This window comes from Flavobacterium plurextorum (genome assembly GCF_024638035.1).
Classification (GTDB): Bacteria; Bacteroidota; Bacteroidia; order Flavobacteriales; family Flavobacteriaceae; genus Flavobacterium; species Flavobacterium plurextorum.
Genome location: NZ_CP100442.1, coordinates 4,635,017 through 4,649,828 on the forward strand (window position 1 = coordinate 4,635,017; position 14,812 = coordinate 4,649,828).

The 14,812-nt window shown below is 32.1% G+C and carries 18 protein-coding genes; 16 read left to right on the forward strand and 2 right to left on the reverse strand.

The window, feature by feature from the left end; translation table 11 throughout:
- Positions 1-10 precede the first annotated feature (10 nt).
- The 14 genes from NLG42_RS20200 to NLG42_RS20265 all read left to right on the forward strand — a co-directional run bounded on the left by NLG42_RS20200 (position 11) and on the right by NLG42_RS20265 (position 8,530).
- The gene (locus NLG42_RS20200; RefSeq protein ID WP_257682131.1) at positions 11-925 is read left to right on the forward strand and encodes a patatin-like phospholipase family protein; all 915 of its coding nucleotides are present in this window, start codon (positions 11-13) and stop codon (positions 923-925) included.
- Positions 926-990: 65 nt separating this feature from the next.
- A complete protein-coding gene (locus tag NLG42_RS20205; protein WP_257682132.1) occupies positions 991-1,668 on the forward strand; it encodes a hypothetical protein in 678 nt (225 codons plus the stop codon).
- Between the two features lie 6 nt (positions 1,669-1,674).
- Positions 1,675-2,544 carry an RNA-binding domain-containing protein gene (locus NLG42_RS20210; protein ID WP_257682133.1) on the forward strand — a complete coding sequence of 290 codons (870 nt, stop codon included), beginning with the start codon at positions 1,675-1,677 and terminating at the stop codon, positions 2,542-2,544.
- Between the two features lie 48 nt (positions 2,545-2,592).
- Positions 2,593-3,348 carry a helix-turn-helix domain-containing protein gene (locus tag NLG42_RS20215; protein WP_257682134.1) on the forward strand — a complete coding sequence of 252 codons (756 nt, stop codon included), beginning with the start codon at positions 2,593-2,595 and terminating at the stop codon, positions 3,346-3,348.
- A 97-nt stretch (positions 3,349-3,445) separates the two neighbouring features.
- A complete protein-coding gene (locus NLG42_RS20220) occupies positions 3,446-3,841 on the forward strand; it encodes a VOC family protein (RefSeq protein ID WP_257682135.1) in 396 nt (131 codons plus the stop codon).
- Positions 3,831-4,106 (forward strand): helix-hairpin-helix domain-containing protein, encoded by a 276-nt coding sequence (locus NLG42_RS20225; protein ID WP_257682136.1) that lies wholly within the window; start codon positions 3,831-3,833, stop codon positions 4,104-4,106. Before NLG42_RS20220 ends, NLG42_RS20225 begins: the two co-directional genes overlap by 11 nt.
- A 184-nt stretch (positions 4,107-4,290) precedes the next feature.
- Complete coding sequence (locus tag NLG42_RS20230; protein ID WP_257682137.1) at positions 4,291-4,827, forward strand: carboxymuconolactone decarboxylase family protein; 537 nt, start codon at positions 4,291-4,293, stop codon at positions 4,825-4,827.
- A gap of 91 nt (positions 4,828-4,918) precedes the next feature.
- Positions 4,919-5,299 carry a nuclear transport factor 2 family protein gene (locus tag NLG42_RS20235; RefSeq protein WP_257682138.1) on the forward strand — a complete coding sequence of 127 codons (381 nt, stop codon included), beginning with the start codon at positions 4,919-4,921 and terminating at the stop codon, positions 5,297-5,299.
- Positions 5,300-6,181 carry a helix-turn-helix transcriptional regulator gene (locus tag NLG42_RS20240; protein ID WP_257682139.1) on the forward strand — a complete coding sequence of 294 codons (882 nt, stop codon included), beginning with the start codon at positions 5,300-5,302 and terminating at the stop codon, positions 6,179-6,181.
- A 101-nt stretch (positions 6,182-6,282) separates the two neighbouring features.
- Positions 6,283-6,720 (forward strand): YHS domain-containing (seleno)protein, encoded by a 438-nt coding sequence (locus NLG42_RS20245; RefSeq protein ID WP_257682140.1) that lies wholly within the window; start codon positions 6,283-6,285, stop codon positions 6,718-6,720.
- A 28-nt stretch (positions 6,721-6,748) separates the two neighbouring features.
- Positions 6,749-7,210, forward strand: coding sequence for a YHS domain-containing (seleno)protein (locus tag NLG42_RS20250; RefSeq protein ID WP_257682141.1), 462 nt, complete (start codon positions 6,749-6,751; stop codon positions 7,208-7,210).
- Positions 7,211-7,213: 3 nt separating this feature from the next.
- The gene (locus NLG42_RS20255; protein WP_257682142.1) at positions 7,214-7,603 is read left to right on the forward strand and encodes a DoxX family protein; all 390 of its coding nucleotides are present in this window, start codon (positions 7,214-7,216) and stop codon (positions 7,601-7,603) included.
- 3 nt (positions 7,604-7,606) lie between these two features.
- Positions 7,607-8,092, forward strand: coding sequence for a DinB family protein (locus tag NLG42_RS20260; RefSeq protein ID WP_257682143.1), 486 nt, complete (start codon positions 7,607-7,609; stop codon positions 8,090-8,092).
- A gap of 12 nt (positions 8,093-8,104) precedes the next feature.
- Entirely contained in the window at positions 8,105-8,530 is a 426-nt protein-coding gene (locus tag NLG42_RS20265) for a VOC family protein (RefSeq protein ID WP_257682144.1), read from the forward strand.
- A gap of 700 nt (positions 8,531-9,230) precedes the next feature.
- On the opposite strand, the gene NLG42_RS20270 is transcribed toward NLG42_RS20265, so the two are convergent.
- Positions 9,231-10,547: a phage integrase SAM-like domain-containing protein gene (locus NLG42_RS20270; protein WP_257682145.1), complete on the reverse strand. Its 1,317-nt coding sequence runs from the start codon at positions 10,545-10,547 to the stop codon at positions 9,231-9,233.
- A gap of 491 nt (positions 10,548-11,038) precedes the next feature.
- Here NLG42_RS20270 and NLG42_RS20275 point away from each other — a divergent pair, with 491 nt between their 5' ends.
- Positions 11,039-12,262 carry a site-specific integrase gene (locus NLG42_RS20275; RefSeq protein ID WP_257682146.1) on the forward strand — a complete coding sequence of 408 codons (1,224 nt, stop codon included), beginning with the start codon at positions 11,039-11,041 and terminating at the stop codon, positions 12,260-12,262.
- An 83-nt stretch (positions 12,263-12,345) separates the two neighbouring features.
- Positions 12,346-13,353, forward strand: a complete 1,008-nt coding sequence (locus NLG42_RS20280) for a PDDEXK nuclease domain-containing protein (protein WP_257682147.1) — start codon at positions 12,346-12,348, stop codon at positions 13,351-13,353.
- Positions 13,354-13,605: 252 nt separating this feature from the next.
- On the opposite strand, the gene NLG42_RS20285 is transcribed toward NLG42_RS20280, so the two are convergent.
- Positions 13,606-14,745: an MBL fold metallo-hydrolase gene (locus NLG42_RS20285; protein WP_257682148.1), complete on the reverse strand. Its 1,140-nt coding sequence runs from the start codon at positions 14,743-14,745 to the stop codon at positions 13,606-13,608.
- Positions 14,746-14,812: the final 67 nt, after the last annotated feature.

Consider the following 14,812-nt stretch of genomic DNA (forward strand, 5'->3'; position numbering starts at 1 on the left):
ATAAAATGTAATGAAAACATTAGTAATATCAGGTGGTGGTAGTAAAGGAGCATTTGCTGGTGGTATTGCAGAATATCTTATTAATGACTGTTGCACTAATTATGAAATGTTTGTAGGTTGTTCCACCGGCAGTTTGCTTTTACCTCATTTAGCATTAGGTAAAATTGATAAGATCAAACAAATTTATACTTCAGTAACTCAAGATAGTATTTTTAGTATTTGTCCTTTCAAAATTAAAAAAAACAAAAAAGGTTTTGAAACTAAAATAAATCACTTCAATACATTACGCACTTTTCTTAAAGGTAGTGCCACTTTTGGTGAGAGTGAAAATTTGCGAACTTTAATCAAAGAAAGTATTACCCAAGAAGAGTTTACTGCTCTTTCAACATTAAATAAGAAATTAATTTTTACCGTTTCTAATCTTACTTTAGACAAAACAGAATACATTCATTCAGACCAATGCAATTATGAAAATTTTTGTGATTGGGCTTGGGCTTCATGCAACTATACGCCTTTCATGAGTTTGTTTACTAAAAATGGATTTCAATATGCCGATGGAGGTTTTGGAAACTTTATTCCAATTCTCTATGCAATTGAAAATGGCGCAACAGATATTGATGTGATTATATTGGAAAATGAAGAACATACCAATACAAATCACAAAATAAATAACGCATTCTCGCTTATTTTCAGAACGTTTAAGTTCATGAACAGTCAAAATTATACCAAAGATATTGTGATTGGAAAATTAGTTGGCATGGACAAAAAAATAAACATCAACTTCTATTTCACTCCAAGACAATTAACTGATAATCCACTCCATTTTGATACCGAACAAATGACACAATGGTGGCAAGAAGGATATGAATTTGCAAAGTCAAAAACACCTATTAGCTTTTGTCATCTTCCAAATCAAACAGAATAATTTGTATGATACCTGATTATAAAATAAAATCATTGTTCTTACTAATAGTTTTCATTTCGTTGTCAATGAACGCCCAAGAAATTGTAAAAAACTTTTCTCCGATTACTTTTAACACAGAACAGATTCAAGAATTAAAAACAAAATTTGGGTACAACAAAATTATTCCAACGCAATATGAAACCCAAATTTTAATTGCACTTTCCTATTTCCCAGAACTTAAAAATACCAAAATCGAATTCCGATTAAAAAAAACCAACACACCACTTTCCTCCAAACCAAAACTAATTGGACTCTTGCAATCTGCAAAAAAAAGAAAATACATTATTACTATTAGCGAAGCAACCAATTCAAGGTTAGAACCAATACTACTAAAAAATTTAAACTTCAATGCACAGATTGGCGTTCTTGGTCACGAACTTTCTCATGTTTTCGATTACAGGAACAAAGGTTTTAGTAAAATGACAAATTTATTAATCATTGAAATATTTTCTAAAAAACAAGTTGATCGATTTGAAAACAGAACAGATCACATTTGTATCAATCACAAATTGGGTTATCAATTATTAGACTGGAGTAAATCGGTTAGAGAAAATTTAAAAATTGAGTATTGGCGCGGAGCAGATAATTTACAATACATGACCAAAAACGAGCGGTATCTAAATCCAGAAACAATTCTCAAAACTATTGAACAATCTCCTATATACAATGATAGAAAAGAGACTTCTTTTTCAACTGTTAAATAAATACAAATGATTACAAAATTTAAAGATGCTGCATTTTTCCAAAACTTCTCTGATGAGGAAATAATTGAAATTAGTAACATTTCTAAATATCAAAATTTTAATCCTGGCGAAATTGTTTTTTCAGAACTTACACCAGCCAATTCTTTATTTTTATTGACAAAAGGACACATTCATTTAATTTTTGATAATAAAAAAATAATCGATATTTCTCAAGGACAAGTTTTTGGAGATTGGGCAGTAGTTAACAATAATATGCGTTTGGCAACTGCCAAAGCAACAGCTACAACCGAAGTAATTGAAATTGATGCCAATGCCATCAAAAATTTTACAATCAACCCAAAAATAGCCTATAAAATTGTGAGCCAAATAGCCAATAATTTGGTTTCTCGATTAGTGGTTAGGTCACAAATTGCGTCGCATATTTTAATTGAAGAAGGAGAAACGCAGTTTATAGAATTTAAAAGCTCTTTGCGATGGAATACACATACCAATACTAAAGATGCCGATTTAGAATTAGCATCCATAAAAACATTAGCTGGTTTTCTTAATGCCAAAGGCGGCGTATTATTTATTGGAGTTCGCGATGATGGTTCTATATTAGGAATACAAAACGACAATTTTGAAAATGCCGATAAGATGATGCTACACCTCAACCATCTTATTGCTTCACGTTTGGGTAAAGATGCTACTTTGCAGATACATCTTTCTATAGTAAGCTTAAACAATCATTTAGTTTTACGTGCCGAATGTGATGCTAGCCATCAACCAATTTATGTTAAAACAGATAAAGATGAATTGTTCTATGTACGTGTTGGAAATTTAACTCAATCCTATTCTATTAAAAATGCTGTGGAGTATATAAAAGAACGTTTTTAAAATTTATAACTTGCACATAATATTTATAAATCCTCAAATTAATCATAAATGAGTAAAATTCTTTATAAAGAAATATCACCTGACAAATTACTCTCAGATTTTGTAAAACGCTTTTGGGCAGTTAGCAATTCATCAGAAGAAAATCAATATTGCACCATTTTACCCGATGGCTATTTTGACATTATAGTAACTGTTACGGACAACAAATTAAATAATGTTTCACTAACTGGTATCTACACGACAGATTTTGAAGTAGTTATTCCTGCTAAAACAGCTTTTTTTGGTGTTTCTTTTTTACCTCTCGCAACAGATTATATTTTAGATCAAAGTTTATCAATCCTACATAACAAGCATCAAAATTTACCTCTACATTTTCTAGGTTTCGAGAATGCTAATTTTGCCAATTTCCAACTTTGGACAGAAGAACTTTCTTTGCAATTTATTTCCAAAATCATAGACGGAAAAGTAGTTGATGAACGTAAGCAAAAATTATTCAATCTACTGTTTCAAACAAATGGTTCATTGACTATTCAAGAAATTGCAAACCAAATATTTTGGACACCACGACAAATAAATCGATACTTTAATGAAATATTTGGTCTTTCATTAAAAACATACTGCAACGTATTAAAATGCAAACAATCATTTGACGACATAAAAAAAGGTGAATTATTCCCTCAACAAAACTACACAGACCAGCCTCATTTTATAAGAGAAGTAAAAAAGCACACAGGAACAACACCAAAAGTTTTAGCTAAAAATAAAAACGACCGATTTATACAATTTTCGACCAGACCTACATAATACCTTTGCACAAAAAAAGACGATGAAGCAATTCCTTTTAATTTTAGCAATCAGTAGTGTTTTCAGTGTAAATGGTCAAACTCAAAAAAAAAGTAAAATGACAAATCAAATGAAATCTTTATCGCCAAACTTAATGGTAAACGATGTAAATCAAACTATTGACTTTTATGTCAATGTTTTAGGTTTTACAAAACTTGTAACAGTTCCCGAAAGTGGAAAACTTGACTGGGGAATGGTTCAAAATGGAACAGTTACTTTTATGTTTCAAGAGAGGAAAAACATTAAATCTGAATATCCTCAACTTGAAAAATTTGAAAAAGGTGGCGGTTTAACTTTTTACATCAATGTAGTAAATGTTCAAGAAGTTTTTGAAAGCTTGAAAGGGAAAGTGAAAATTGTGAAAGAAATGCACAAAACATTTTATGGAGCAACTGACTTTGCCATAGAAGACAACAATGGCTATATCTTAACTTTTTCCCAAAGTGCAAATTAAAACAACTTCACTTAAAGAATTAAGACAAATTCCAGGAGTCGGCAAGACAATTGCCAACGACCTCTGGAATATTGGTTTTAAGTCAGTTTCTGACCTAAAAAGACATGACCCTCAAATAATCTACGAACTTCATAATAAATTTAAAGGCTCTGTTCAAGACAGATGTATGCTTTATGTTTTCCGCTGTGCTGTTTATTATGCAAATACAGCCAAATCAAAACACAACACTGAAAAATTAAAATGGTGGAATTGGAAGGACAAATAAAAACAAAACGTTATAAAGGATTGAAAATAAGCAGTTAGAAATTAAGTAATCATTCGTATTAGAATACAATATTAATTATTAGGAAAATTGTCCATCTCCTTGCGAATATTATCCATTTTTTCTCTTTTGAAGCTGTTGCATCTTTGTACTGTCAATAATGACTATCAATTTTAAAAATATAAAAATGAGTACAACAACATTTACAGTTCCAACTAGAGCAGAAGTTTCAGAAAAAAATCAAGCAATTTTTGATAATTTACAAAAGGCGTTAGGGTTTGTTCCTAATTTGTATGCCACTATTGCCTATTCAAAAAACGGATTAGAGCGTTTTTTAGCCTATCAAAATGCCAAAACTTCTTTATCCAATAAAGAAAAAGAAGCAGTAAATTTAATCGTTAGTCAAGTTAATGAATGCGTTTACTGTCAGAGTGCGCATTTGGTTTTAGGAAAAATGAACGGTTTTACAGATGAACAATTGTTGGATATCCGAATTGGAAAATCTACAGATGCTAAATTGCATTCACTAGTTCAGTTGGCTGCAGAAATTACAAAAACAAGAGGAAATGCCAATTCAGATAGTGTCGATGCTTTCTTTGCTCAAGGCTATACAAATGAAAATTTGGTAGATTTGATTTTGCAAGTAAGCGACAAAACAGCAATGAATTACTTACATAATTTAACAAAAATTCCAGTAGATTTTCCTCTAGCAACAACAATATAATTTTTAATTTAGCAAACCAATTCCTAACGAGTTGGTTTGTTTTTTTACTATGGAAACAACCGAACAAAAACTACCACTACCACCATTTACAATGGAAACAGCACTTCAAAAAGTACAACTTGCCGAAGATGCATGGAACAGTAAGGATGTTGAACGAATTGCAAAAGCGTACACCATCGATACCGAATGGCGCAATAGAACAGAATTTATTGATGGTCGTGAAGAAGTGAAAGCATTTTTAACTCGTAAATTTCAAAACGAACTGCACTACAAACTCAAAAAAGAACTTTGGGGTTTTCGTGAAAATAGAATGGCTGTAAGATTTGAATACGAATATCAAAATCAAGATGGACAATGGTTTCGGGCTTACGGTAATGAATTATGGGAATTTGATGCGAATGGACTTATGCAAAAACGTTTTGCTAGTATTAATGATTTGGAAATTGAGGAAAGCGATAGAAATTTGAAATAAATGATAAATAAAAACACTTTTACATTAATCAATCCTCAAAATGGTAATTTAGCTTTCAAACTTTTTTCGTTTGATAATAACAACTTTTTTGACCACATTCAACGACTGAATTATTATAGTCTAATTTGGATAAAACAAGGACACGGCCAAGTGAAAGTTGATTTTTATGAATATGATTTTTCTGAAAATCAGTTGTTGGCTTTTGCACCTTATCAACCTTTTATGTTATCCAATGCTGCTGAAATTAAGGGAACTGCGATACATTTCCATCCTGATTTTTTTTGTATTATCAAACACCATCAAGAAGTAGCTTGCAATGGAGTATTATTCAATAATATTTATGAACCTCCTTATGTAAATCTTGATGAAATAGCACAAAGCACTTTCAATATGGCTTTGGAAAGTATCAAAATTGAAATGCAAAATTCGGATTTAGCACAATATGAATTATTAACCTCATATTTGAAAATAATTCTTATCACTGCATCAAGATTAAAAAAAGAACAACAACCAAAGGAAATAGTAAAAGCTGATAAAAACGAAACACCTTTTATTCTTCAGAATCTAAAAAATTATATTGAACTTCATTTTAAAACAAAACATTCTGCCAGTGAATATGCCGACTTGCTAAATATTACACCAAAAGCACTAGCCACAATTACAAAAAATCATTTCAATAAAACATTAACCAATCTAATTGCAGAGCGCATTATTATTGAAGCCAAACGCGAATTGTATTTAACGAATAAAGCCGTTAAAGAGATTGCTTTTGAATTGGGTTACAATGATGAGCATTATTTTAGCAGATTTTTCAAAAACAATGCTGATGTTTCGCCTCAAGTGTACCGTGAAACAGTCGGTTTTGCTAGGGGAATAAATTAAAATCCTATTACTTTATCCTGTTTGTATATTAGATGACATTTTGAGTTTTCATTCCGTTTTACTTTTGCTTTATCAAAATAGATAATTTAAAAATAAAAAAAATGAAGAAACAAATTTTAATTTTATTGATGGCTTTAGTATCAGCCACAACATTCGCACAAACTTCAAAAAGTGCCAAACATGTAAATGCAGAAAATGGTCTTGCAATACAAGGTTATGATCCTGTAGCGTATTTCGAAAGTAGTAAAGCCACAAAAGGCAGTAAGGAAATCTCTACAACCTATCAAGAAACAACTTATTATTTTTCTAATGAAAATAACAAAGCACTTTTCTTAAAAAATCCAACACAATACATTCCTCAATTTGGTGGTTATTGTGCTTATGGTATGTCAGAAGGATATGAGGCACCAATTAAACCAGAAGCTTTTACTATTGTTGACAACAAATTATATCTCAATTATAATTTAAAAGTAAAAGAAACTTGGCTTAAAGACAAGGAAAAAAGAATTCAGAAAGCCAATGAAAATTGGAACAAATAAAAAGTAACAACTATAAAAATTTAAAAAAATGAAAAAATTAGCACTAGTACTATTCGTAGCACTCATATCTGTTACAACATTTGCACAAACAGTAGCAAAAAGAACTAAAGAATTTAATTTAGAAAAAGGAGTCGCTATTAGTGGCTATGACCCTGTTGCCTATTTTACCCAAAAGAAAGCGATAAAAGGAAAATCTGCAATTGCATCGACATACGAAGGAGTCACTTATTATTTCGCATCACAAGCAGACAAAGATTTGTTTCTTAAAAACCCAAGCCAATACGAACCACAATATGGTGGATGGTGTTCATATGCCATGGGAGCAACTGGAGAAAAAGTAGAAATCGACCCAGAAACTTTCAAAATTGTTGATGGAAAATTAAACCTTTTTTACAATGCTTTTTTCAACAATACACTAAAAACATGGAACAAAGACGAAGCAAAACTTAAAGCCAAAGCAGACGCTAATTGGAAAAAATTTATAAAATAAAACATGAAAACAAACATTTTAACTTGGATAATTAAACTTACAGCAGTTGTTATCTTGTTGCAAACACTTTTCTTCAAATTTACAGGAGCTGAAGAAAGTATCTATATTTTCCAAACATTAGGTATCGAACCTTTTGGTAGAATAAGTTCTGGCGTAGTCGAGCTGATTGCTTCAATATTGATTCTAATTCCTAGAACAACTTTATTAGGTGCTTTATTAGCATTAGGCACTATGGTTGGTGCAATTATATCACATTTATTTGTATTGGGAATAGAGGTTAAAAATGATGGCGGATTGTTATTTATTCTAGCATCAATTACCTTTGCTTGTAGCATCTATTTAATATTGATGAACAAAAATAAAATCCCTGATTTATTAAAACTTAAAATATAATACATGATAATAAAATCTATAAATCATTGTCTACTTCAAGTGAAAGCATTACTCATTCAAATGGATGATAAAGATTATGCCATGCGTTGTTCTGAATTGAGTAACGCTAGCATTGGCGAACATACACGACATATAATAGAAATGTTTCAGTGTGTAGCCAATGAATATAAATCCGGAATAGTGAACTATGATAAAAGAGATCGAAATAAGTTAATTGAAACCGATAGTAATTTTGCAGCCGAGCAAATTGATGTATTGCTTGACACTATAGACAAACCGAATAAAGATTTTTTGTTGCAACAAAATGGAGTTGATGAAATAATCAGTATTAATACCAATTACTATCGTGAATTGGTTTATAACTTAGAACATTGCATTCATCATCAAGCACTCATAAAAATTGGCTTACTACTCAATTTTGACTACACAATTGATGAAAACTTTGGTGTTGCATTCTCAACTATCGAGTACAGAAATCGAAATAAATAATTTTTAAATCAAATGGAAAATATACAGATAGCATTAATTGCTATAGTAGTTGACGAGTATGATGATGCTGTTTTTTATTATACAAAAAAACTAAACTTTAAAGTCATTGAAGATAAGATCATTGAAGATAAGATCATTGAAGATAAAAAACGATGGGTAGTTTTGTCACCAAATGGATCTAAAAACTGTAATATTCTTTTAACCAAGGCTGTTAAGGAAGACGAAAAAGACAGAGTAGGAAATCAAATCGGTGGGGGTGCAATTATATCATTAGAGACGGATGATTTTCAAAGAGATTACATCAACTTAATGAGAAATAGTGTGCCAATTACTATAGAACCAACAATTAAAGAACCTTACGGCAAATTTTTAGCATTTGAGGACTTATATGGTAATATTTGGAACTTAACAGAGCCCTTAATACAACAAAAAGGCTAATGGGATTTAGAATAATTATTAATCAATAATATCTAAAGAAAATCCATAAAATGATTGCGCAAGAAAAATGAATGAAGTTTATAAAAATTACGCTTGCCATAATTTTATTCGCCAATAATTGATTTACAAATGAAAATTTAAATTGTCTTTGAGTAGCGTTTTTCAACCAAGCATCTATGTCAATTAGCCCCTCAAAATAGCCAAATATAAATGATATTGATAGTAAAAAAGCAACTCTTTCAGTTCCTTTATACATCGAAAAAGTTATAAAAATCAATAACCAAACTCTAAAGATTATCCGAAAATAAATCTTTATTAAATCAATATACCTAGCTGAAACAGTTAATTTTATTATCAAATAAAAAGTTAAAACGGAGATAAAAATTCGATTAATATCCCAAACAACTTCACCAATAATGGCATGCTTATAAAAAAGCAATGTCCAGAAACTGCATGTTAAAATTGTAACAAAAATTACAACTAAAAGGATTTTAAAAATGGTTTTTTTATCCACTGCTTATTCAAAGTTATTATTAATGAATTTTAAATTCAAATTTAAAAAATATAAATCAATCGATCAATCCCGTCTCTTATTTTGAAATAAAAACAACCCAAACAGTCATATTTTAATCGAATTTCAGCGTATTGCAATGGCTTCTAATATTAATTGCAATGGTATTGCAATGGATTTGACACTTGTTTATTTAGCAATTCTCATAACTGATTTCTTTTCTTGTTTTTGACTTTGTATGTTCCAATAAATCGCCATTTGTTGAGCATAATCTATTGGTGTTTTTCCAATGTAATTTAGAAACTCCTTTTCGGTACTATGTCCAGTTACGTTCAGTAGTAAACCTGTCGGAATATCTCCGTAATAATTCGTAGCAAATGAACGTCTGCAAATATGTGAAGTAACCAACTTCCATTTTGGAAAATCTCCATTTTCTTTTCGAGAAGTATCAGGGTTTATTATTGCGCCCGAAATTGTTTCATTCAATTTGGCTTCTTGGCAAACATCTTTAATGTATAAATTAAATTTAGCTTTTGAACTTTCAATGTTCTTGCTATAAAGAGGTGGGAAGTTTCCATTTCTTTTATCTAAAATTGCCCTTACTTTATCGTGTACAAGTATGGAAACTCTCTTTTTAGTTTTTTGTTGGACAAGTTCTATGAAATCTAAATTTCCTATTTGCTTAATATCTTGTTTTGTTAATTGTAATAAGTCTCCAACACGTTGCCCAATATAGCAACCTATCAAGAGCCAATCTCTTGCATCTTGTAAATGCGCCTGTTTCAATTCAACTTTTTCGATTTTCTTTAAGTCATTCCAATTAAGATAAATTTTATCTATTTGAACACTAAAACCTTTAATTTGTTGAAGTTGTGGACTAACGGTATAGCCTGACTTTTGAGCATCTAAACAAATGGTCTTTAAAAATTTAATATAACGCCCTGCCGTATTTCTGCCTAACTTTTCTACTTCAAGTAAATATTTGAGAAAATCATTTCTAAATTTTAAATCAATTTCAGATAGTTTATACTTGTGGCGTTTATACTCTTGGAACCCCTGTATTTTTAATTTTATTGTTTTGTACTTTGTAATTGTTGCTTTAGATGTTCCGAGTTCTCCAGTTCGGTCATTGGTTTTTAACTCCAATTTTTCGACATAGAGGTCGCAATAATTAAGAATAAAATTGCTATCTGTCTTTTCGGCTTTATTAAAATGGGTATTTAGACAATCATTTAGCCAGTCTTTATTAACTATATCTGAACCTGTACCACTTTTATTATATCTGCTAATTATATAGGATTCTAAAGTGTCTAATTCATTTTGCAAATTGTCTCTTTCAGAAAACTGGGAGACTTTCCGTATTTTACCACTTGCGTTATTAAAATATGCAGGATTGATAACTAACGGAATTGCCAGTTTAATATCAGTTTCTCTATTTGCAACAAATCGGATGTATATTTTTGATGGGTTATTATTTCCTCTAATCGAATATTTTATTGTAGCCATATTTTATATTTTAGTTGCAACAAATATATATAGTAGCATTATCATAAAAAAATATTTTGTCCGACATTTGTCCGACCAAAAGCGAATTTATACTAATTCAACCTAATTCAAATTAATTATATTTTTTATTAAAAACCCTTTAAATACTTAACTTGACAAGGTTTTTTGTTCTAATTCAGTTGTTTAGAGTTAATTAGCAATTAAGCTGTTTTGTTCCCTCTTTCTCCGCCAGTAGAAGTTTCAAAAGAAACTTTAAAAGTCAAAAGCCTTTAAACACTAGTGTTTAAAGGCTTTTTCGTTTTTACAAACTTTTCAAAAAGCACATGTTTTATCAAAGAATGGTGGCACAATTAGTAACCCAGTTTTTTTGAGATCTTTTTTCTCAAAATTGGACCACTAAAACAAAAGAATTCCCCAGGAATTCCCTGCTGTCAATGGGCTCTCTTAAAATTTTTAATTCAATTTGATTATTAATTTTAAAACTAGATAACATGTTAAAAACCATTTTTCTGCTAAAATCTGGCAGAGTTAACCGCGACGGAGAATGCTCTATTATTCTAAGACTTTCTTATAAAAGCAAAAAAATTACAATCGCCTCAGGAAAATTCATCTCGAAAGAAAGATGGATTCAGACAAACCACCTAAAAAATACACTGAAGGCGGAAAAAGAAAAGGTAATTAAAAGTTCTCTTGATCTTATGCAGCTTAATGCCGAAAAAAAGTTTACTGAACTCTTCAGGATTGATCCTGAAGTTGATCTGGAACTATTAAAAGCTGAACTTACCGGAAAAGTTCAAGTCGGCCAGCCACAAGGTCCAACCATAATTGAGATTATAGACAAATACAATGAATTCTTCACCAAAAGAGTTAACTCAGGAGAACGCGCGCCAGCTTCACTACAAAAGTACAAAAGGGCAAAAGACCTTCTTTTGAGTTTCATTAATAACAACTATAAAAAGGAAGATTTGCCAGCATCGGAGCTATCAAGCTCATTTGTGTTTAAACTGGAGCAGTTCCTTAAGTATGAGAGCAGTTTTAAAGAGCAGTCAGGTATCAAAAACAATTCAGTGGTAAAGTATATGAAAATGTATAAAACTGCCTGCAATTACGCCATTAAGATGGATTTGATCATAAAAAACCCATTCAATATTTATGACGGCAGGCTCAGCGTAAAAGATGCCGTTTTCCTGACACAGCAGGAACTGAATACAATTGAGAATAAAATATTTTCAACGCCACGTCTAGAAAAAGTTAAGGACATATTTCTTTTCAGCTGCTACACAGGATATGCGCCTGTCGATGCCTTGGAGCTGACCGAAAGAAACTTATCAGAAGATTCCACTGGAAACTTATGGATTATGACCAGCAGAGCAAAAACTGCCATCAGAGCCAATGTTCCTGTACTACCAACAGTTGAAAAAATTATTGCTAAATATAAAAACAAGCAGAAGGGTCTTATCCCGAAAATTTCCAACCAGAAAATGAATGCTTATCTTAAGGAAATCGCCGATGTCTGTGGCATAGACAAACATCTTACATGGTATGTGGCCAGGCATACCTTTGCCACCACTGTCACTTTAGGAAACGGAGTAAGACTAGAAAATGTATCTGCAATGATGGGACATACCAATACCAAGCAGACACAGCATTATGCAAAAGTTTTAGATGTAAACATAATGGAAGATATGGAAAAACTTAAATCCAAGTTTAGGTAAAATACTTTCAAGAAGAGTTTTTTTTGATTTGAAACCTCCTTTTAAAACTTAATCAACTACACCTAACTATTAAATTTAAAAAAATGCTAAAAAACCACTCCATAATTCCTGATATAAAAGCAATAATTGAGACTTCAAAAGAACGCGCAATTAGAGCTGTCGATAATGAAAGAACTACCATGTATTGGTCGATCGGAAAACGAATTTTCGAGGAAGAACAGCAGGGAAAAGAAAGAGCCGACTACGCCACTTACTTAATTCAATATCTTGCAGAAGAATTACAGCCCCAATACGGAACCGGCTTTTCATACCGCCAATTGAATTGGTATCGAAAATTTTACAGGACATTTCCAATTGTGTCCGCACTGCGGACACAATTGAGCTGGACACAATATAAACTCCTCCTATCCATTGATAATGAAGAAAAAAGAGAGTTCTATATTGCCGAAAGCGTTAAAAACAATTGGACATCACGCCAGCTGGAGCGCCAGATAAACAGCAGTCTATTTGAACGACTCTTAATAAGCAGTGATCAAGAAAGTGTACTGGCAATTGCACAAAATGAAAAACTACCTTCAGATGCCCGAGAAATTATAAAGGATCCAATGTATTTAGAATTCTTAGGCTTAAAACGCGAAGCTGCATACTATGAAAAAGATCTGGAAAAGGCAATTATCACTCATCTTCAGGAGTTCTTATTAGAAATTGGAAATGGATTTTCATTTGTTTCCAGACAAAAAAGAATACATATTGATGGAGATGAGTTTTTTGTAGATATGGTTTTGTACAATCGATTACTTCAGTGTTTTGTTTTGATAGAAATTAAAACGCACAAACTTACCCATCAGGATATTGGACAATTGCAGATGTATGTCAATTATTATGACCGCATTGAAAAAAACGACAGCGAAAATCCTACTATAGGAATATTGCTGTGTGCTGATAAGAATGACGGAGTAGTAAAATTCACATTACCTGAAAGCAACAAAAGTATTATTGCAAGCCAGTATCATTTATACCTTCCGACCGAGCAGCAGTTACTTGAAGAAGTCAAGAAAGAATTGGCAAATTTTGAAGAAGACAAAAAATGATTTTAGAAATAGTCTAAGAGAGTTCTAGGTTTCTGCCTTACAGATGAACTGAAGTAGATAGCTTTTAGGCTAATGTAACACAAATATCACTGATGTTTCACCTTTTTAAGTTTTGTTGCAAAAACACTCCCAGTATCACAGCAAAAATAGCATCAGCATAAAAACGGGATTCGACCTTTTTACTCGAATCCCGTTTTGAAAATAAGCGCCAGCCTAGATCGCAGCAAAATAATTTACCTGTCTTCAGCTCTACTACTCAACCATATTAAACATCTCTTCATCCTGATTACTAAACTGTATTAACCTGGAATCAGGCTCTTCAGTAACACTGAATGAAAATACATTATTCCGGACCAGTTCTCCCACCACAGTTGAGGACGGATGTCCGTAACTGTTATTGATTCCAAAGCTTTGTATGGCACACGTGAATCCCGCATCTTCCAGTATCCCTCTGTTAAAATTACCAATCGCCCCGTGATGAGGCACCTGCATTGTGCCTGTAGTAGGCAGGAACATCTTTAATTTTGTTTTTATATCCTCTACGATTCCAGTCGCATTTAGATTGATATCACCAAAATAGATACAGTTTCTGTACACGCGATCATAGTAAAAAGGATTATATCGATTGTTCACCACCGACCAAATTACTTTGCTATCGGCGTTTCCGGAAAACAACAGCAGTGAATTCTCATTCAGGTCTCCTTTAACCTTGTCATATGCTTTCCTGATATCTGCCTTATGGGCTGAAATTTTTTCAATGGTATCAATTTGGGACAGATCTAGTCCCAATTTCTGGAGTTCTGCCACAAACATCTCCTTTCTTGATTTGTATTTATAATTGAAAGGAATAAACAGCCAATCGATAGCTGCCGCTTTGTCTGCCATCAGCATCTTACCGCTAGGAATACTAACTTTTCTTCTGCCATTATAATCAGAAACCTGCTCTCCTTCCCCCGTAATCCCCTCGGAATTTTCACCTGGATTTTCAACAGCCTCAACTTCTATAATAGTGGTATCATTACCAAAATAACTTTCAGGCTCATCAATTAACTGGGTATCGGTAATTCCTGAATCCAAAAAATTACTCACCTTCTGCAGAACCTTAGCTTCGTCATCAAGCAGGGGCAGAACCACATTTTTTATTTTATACTTTTTTTTCAGATAATCGATACCGTTTATGTGGTCCGCATGAAAATGCGACAGGAACAAAATATCGATTTGGTGATTTTTGGCGAATGCGGCTCCCACCAAGGCTTCCAATTTTTTGCCAGTGAAAGTGGAAGAACCACAGTCAAACACAACTGTAAATACGGAATCCCCGGCGGTATTTTCGTGTACTTCAGTATAATATGCTCCCTGTCCTACTGGATGAAATATTCTTAATGTCTTCATGTATTTTCTTTTTTAATTGACTAAAAAACTTACTCTACACCAGCAGATTGACTCAAAACCGTCTTAC

Excerpts from the sequence above, each read along its gene's own strand:
- NLG42_RS20275 (WP_257682146.1), top strand. The coding sequence starts at position 11,039 with ATGTTAAAAACCATTTTTCTGCTAAAATCTGGCAGAGTTAACCGCGAC.
- NLG42_RS20230 (WP_257682137.1), top strand. The coding sequence starts at position 4,291 with ATGAGTACAACAACATTTACAGTTCCAACTAGAGCAGAAGTTTCAGAA.
- NLG42_RS20200 (WP_257682131.1), top strand. The coding sequence starts at position 11 with ATGAAAACATTAGTAATATCAGGTGGTGGTAGTAAAGGAGCATTTGCT.
- NLG42_RS20285 (WP_257682148.1), bottom strand. The coding sequence starts at position 14,745 with ATGAAGACATTAAGAATATTTCATCCAGTAGGACAGGGAGCATATTAT.
- NLG42_RS20280 (WP_257682147.1), top strand. The coding sequence starts at position 12,346 with ATGCTAAAAAACCACTCCATAATTCCTGATATAAAAGCAATAATTGAG.
- NLG42_RS20265 (WP_257682144.1), top strand. The coding sequence starts at position 8,105 with ATGGAAAATATACAGATAGCATTAATTGCTATAGTAGTTGACGAGTAT.
- NLG42_RS20210 (WP_257682133.1), top strand. The coding sequence starts at position 1,675 with ATGATTACAAAATTTAAAGATGCTGCATTTTTCCAAAACTTCTCTGAT.
- NLG42_RS20235 (WP_257682138.1), top strand. The coding sequence starts at position 4,919 with ATGGAAACAGCACTTCAAAAAGTACAACTTGCCGAAGATGCATGGAAC.
- NLG42_RS20220 (WP_257682135.1), top strand. The coding sequence starts at position 3,446 with ATGACAAATCAAATGAAATCTTTATCGCCAAACTTAATGGTAAACGAT.
- NLG42_RS20215 (WP_257682134.1), top strand. The coding sequence starts at position 2,593 with ATGAGTAAAATTCTTTATAAAGAAATATCACCTGACAAATTACTCTCA.
- NLG42_RS20205 (WP_257682132.1), top strand. The coding sequence starts at position 991 with ATGAACGCCCAAGAAATTGTAAAAAACTTTTCTCCGATTACTTTTAAC.
- NLG42_RS20260 (WP_257682143.1), top strand. The coding sequence starts at position 7,607 with ATGATAATAAAATCTATAAATCATTGTCTACTTCAAGTGAAAGCATTA.
- NLG42_RS20245 (WP_257682140.1), top strand. The coding sequence starts at position 6,283 with ATGAAGAAACAAATTTTAATTTTATTGATGGCTTTAGTATCAGCCACA.
- NLG42_RS20255 (WP_257682142.1), top strand. The coding sequence starts at position 7,214 with ATGAAAACAAACATTTTAACTTGGATAATTAAACTTACAGCAGTTGTT.
- NLG42_RS20270 (WP_257682145.1), bottom strand. The coding sequence starts at position 10,547 with ATGGCTACAATAAAATATTCGATTAGAGGAAATAATAACCCATCAAAA.
- NLG42_RS20240 (WP_257682139.1), top strand. The coding sequence starts at position 5,300 with ATGATAAATAAAAACACTTTTACATTAATCAATCCTCAAAATGGTAAT.
- NLG42_RS20250 (WP_257682141.1), top strand. The coding sequence starts at position 6,749 with ATGAAAAAATTAGCACTAGTACTATTCGTAGCACTCATATCTGTTACA.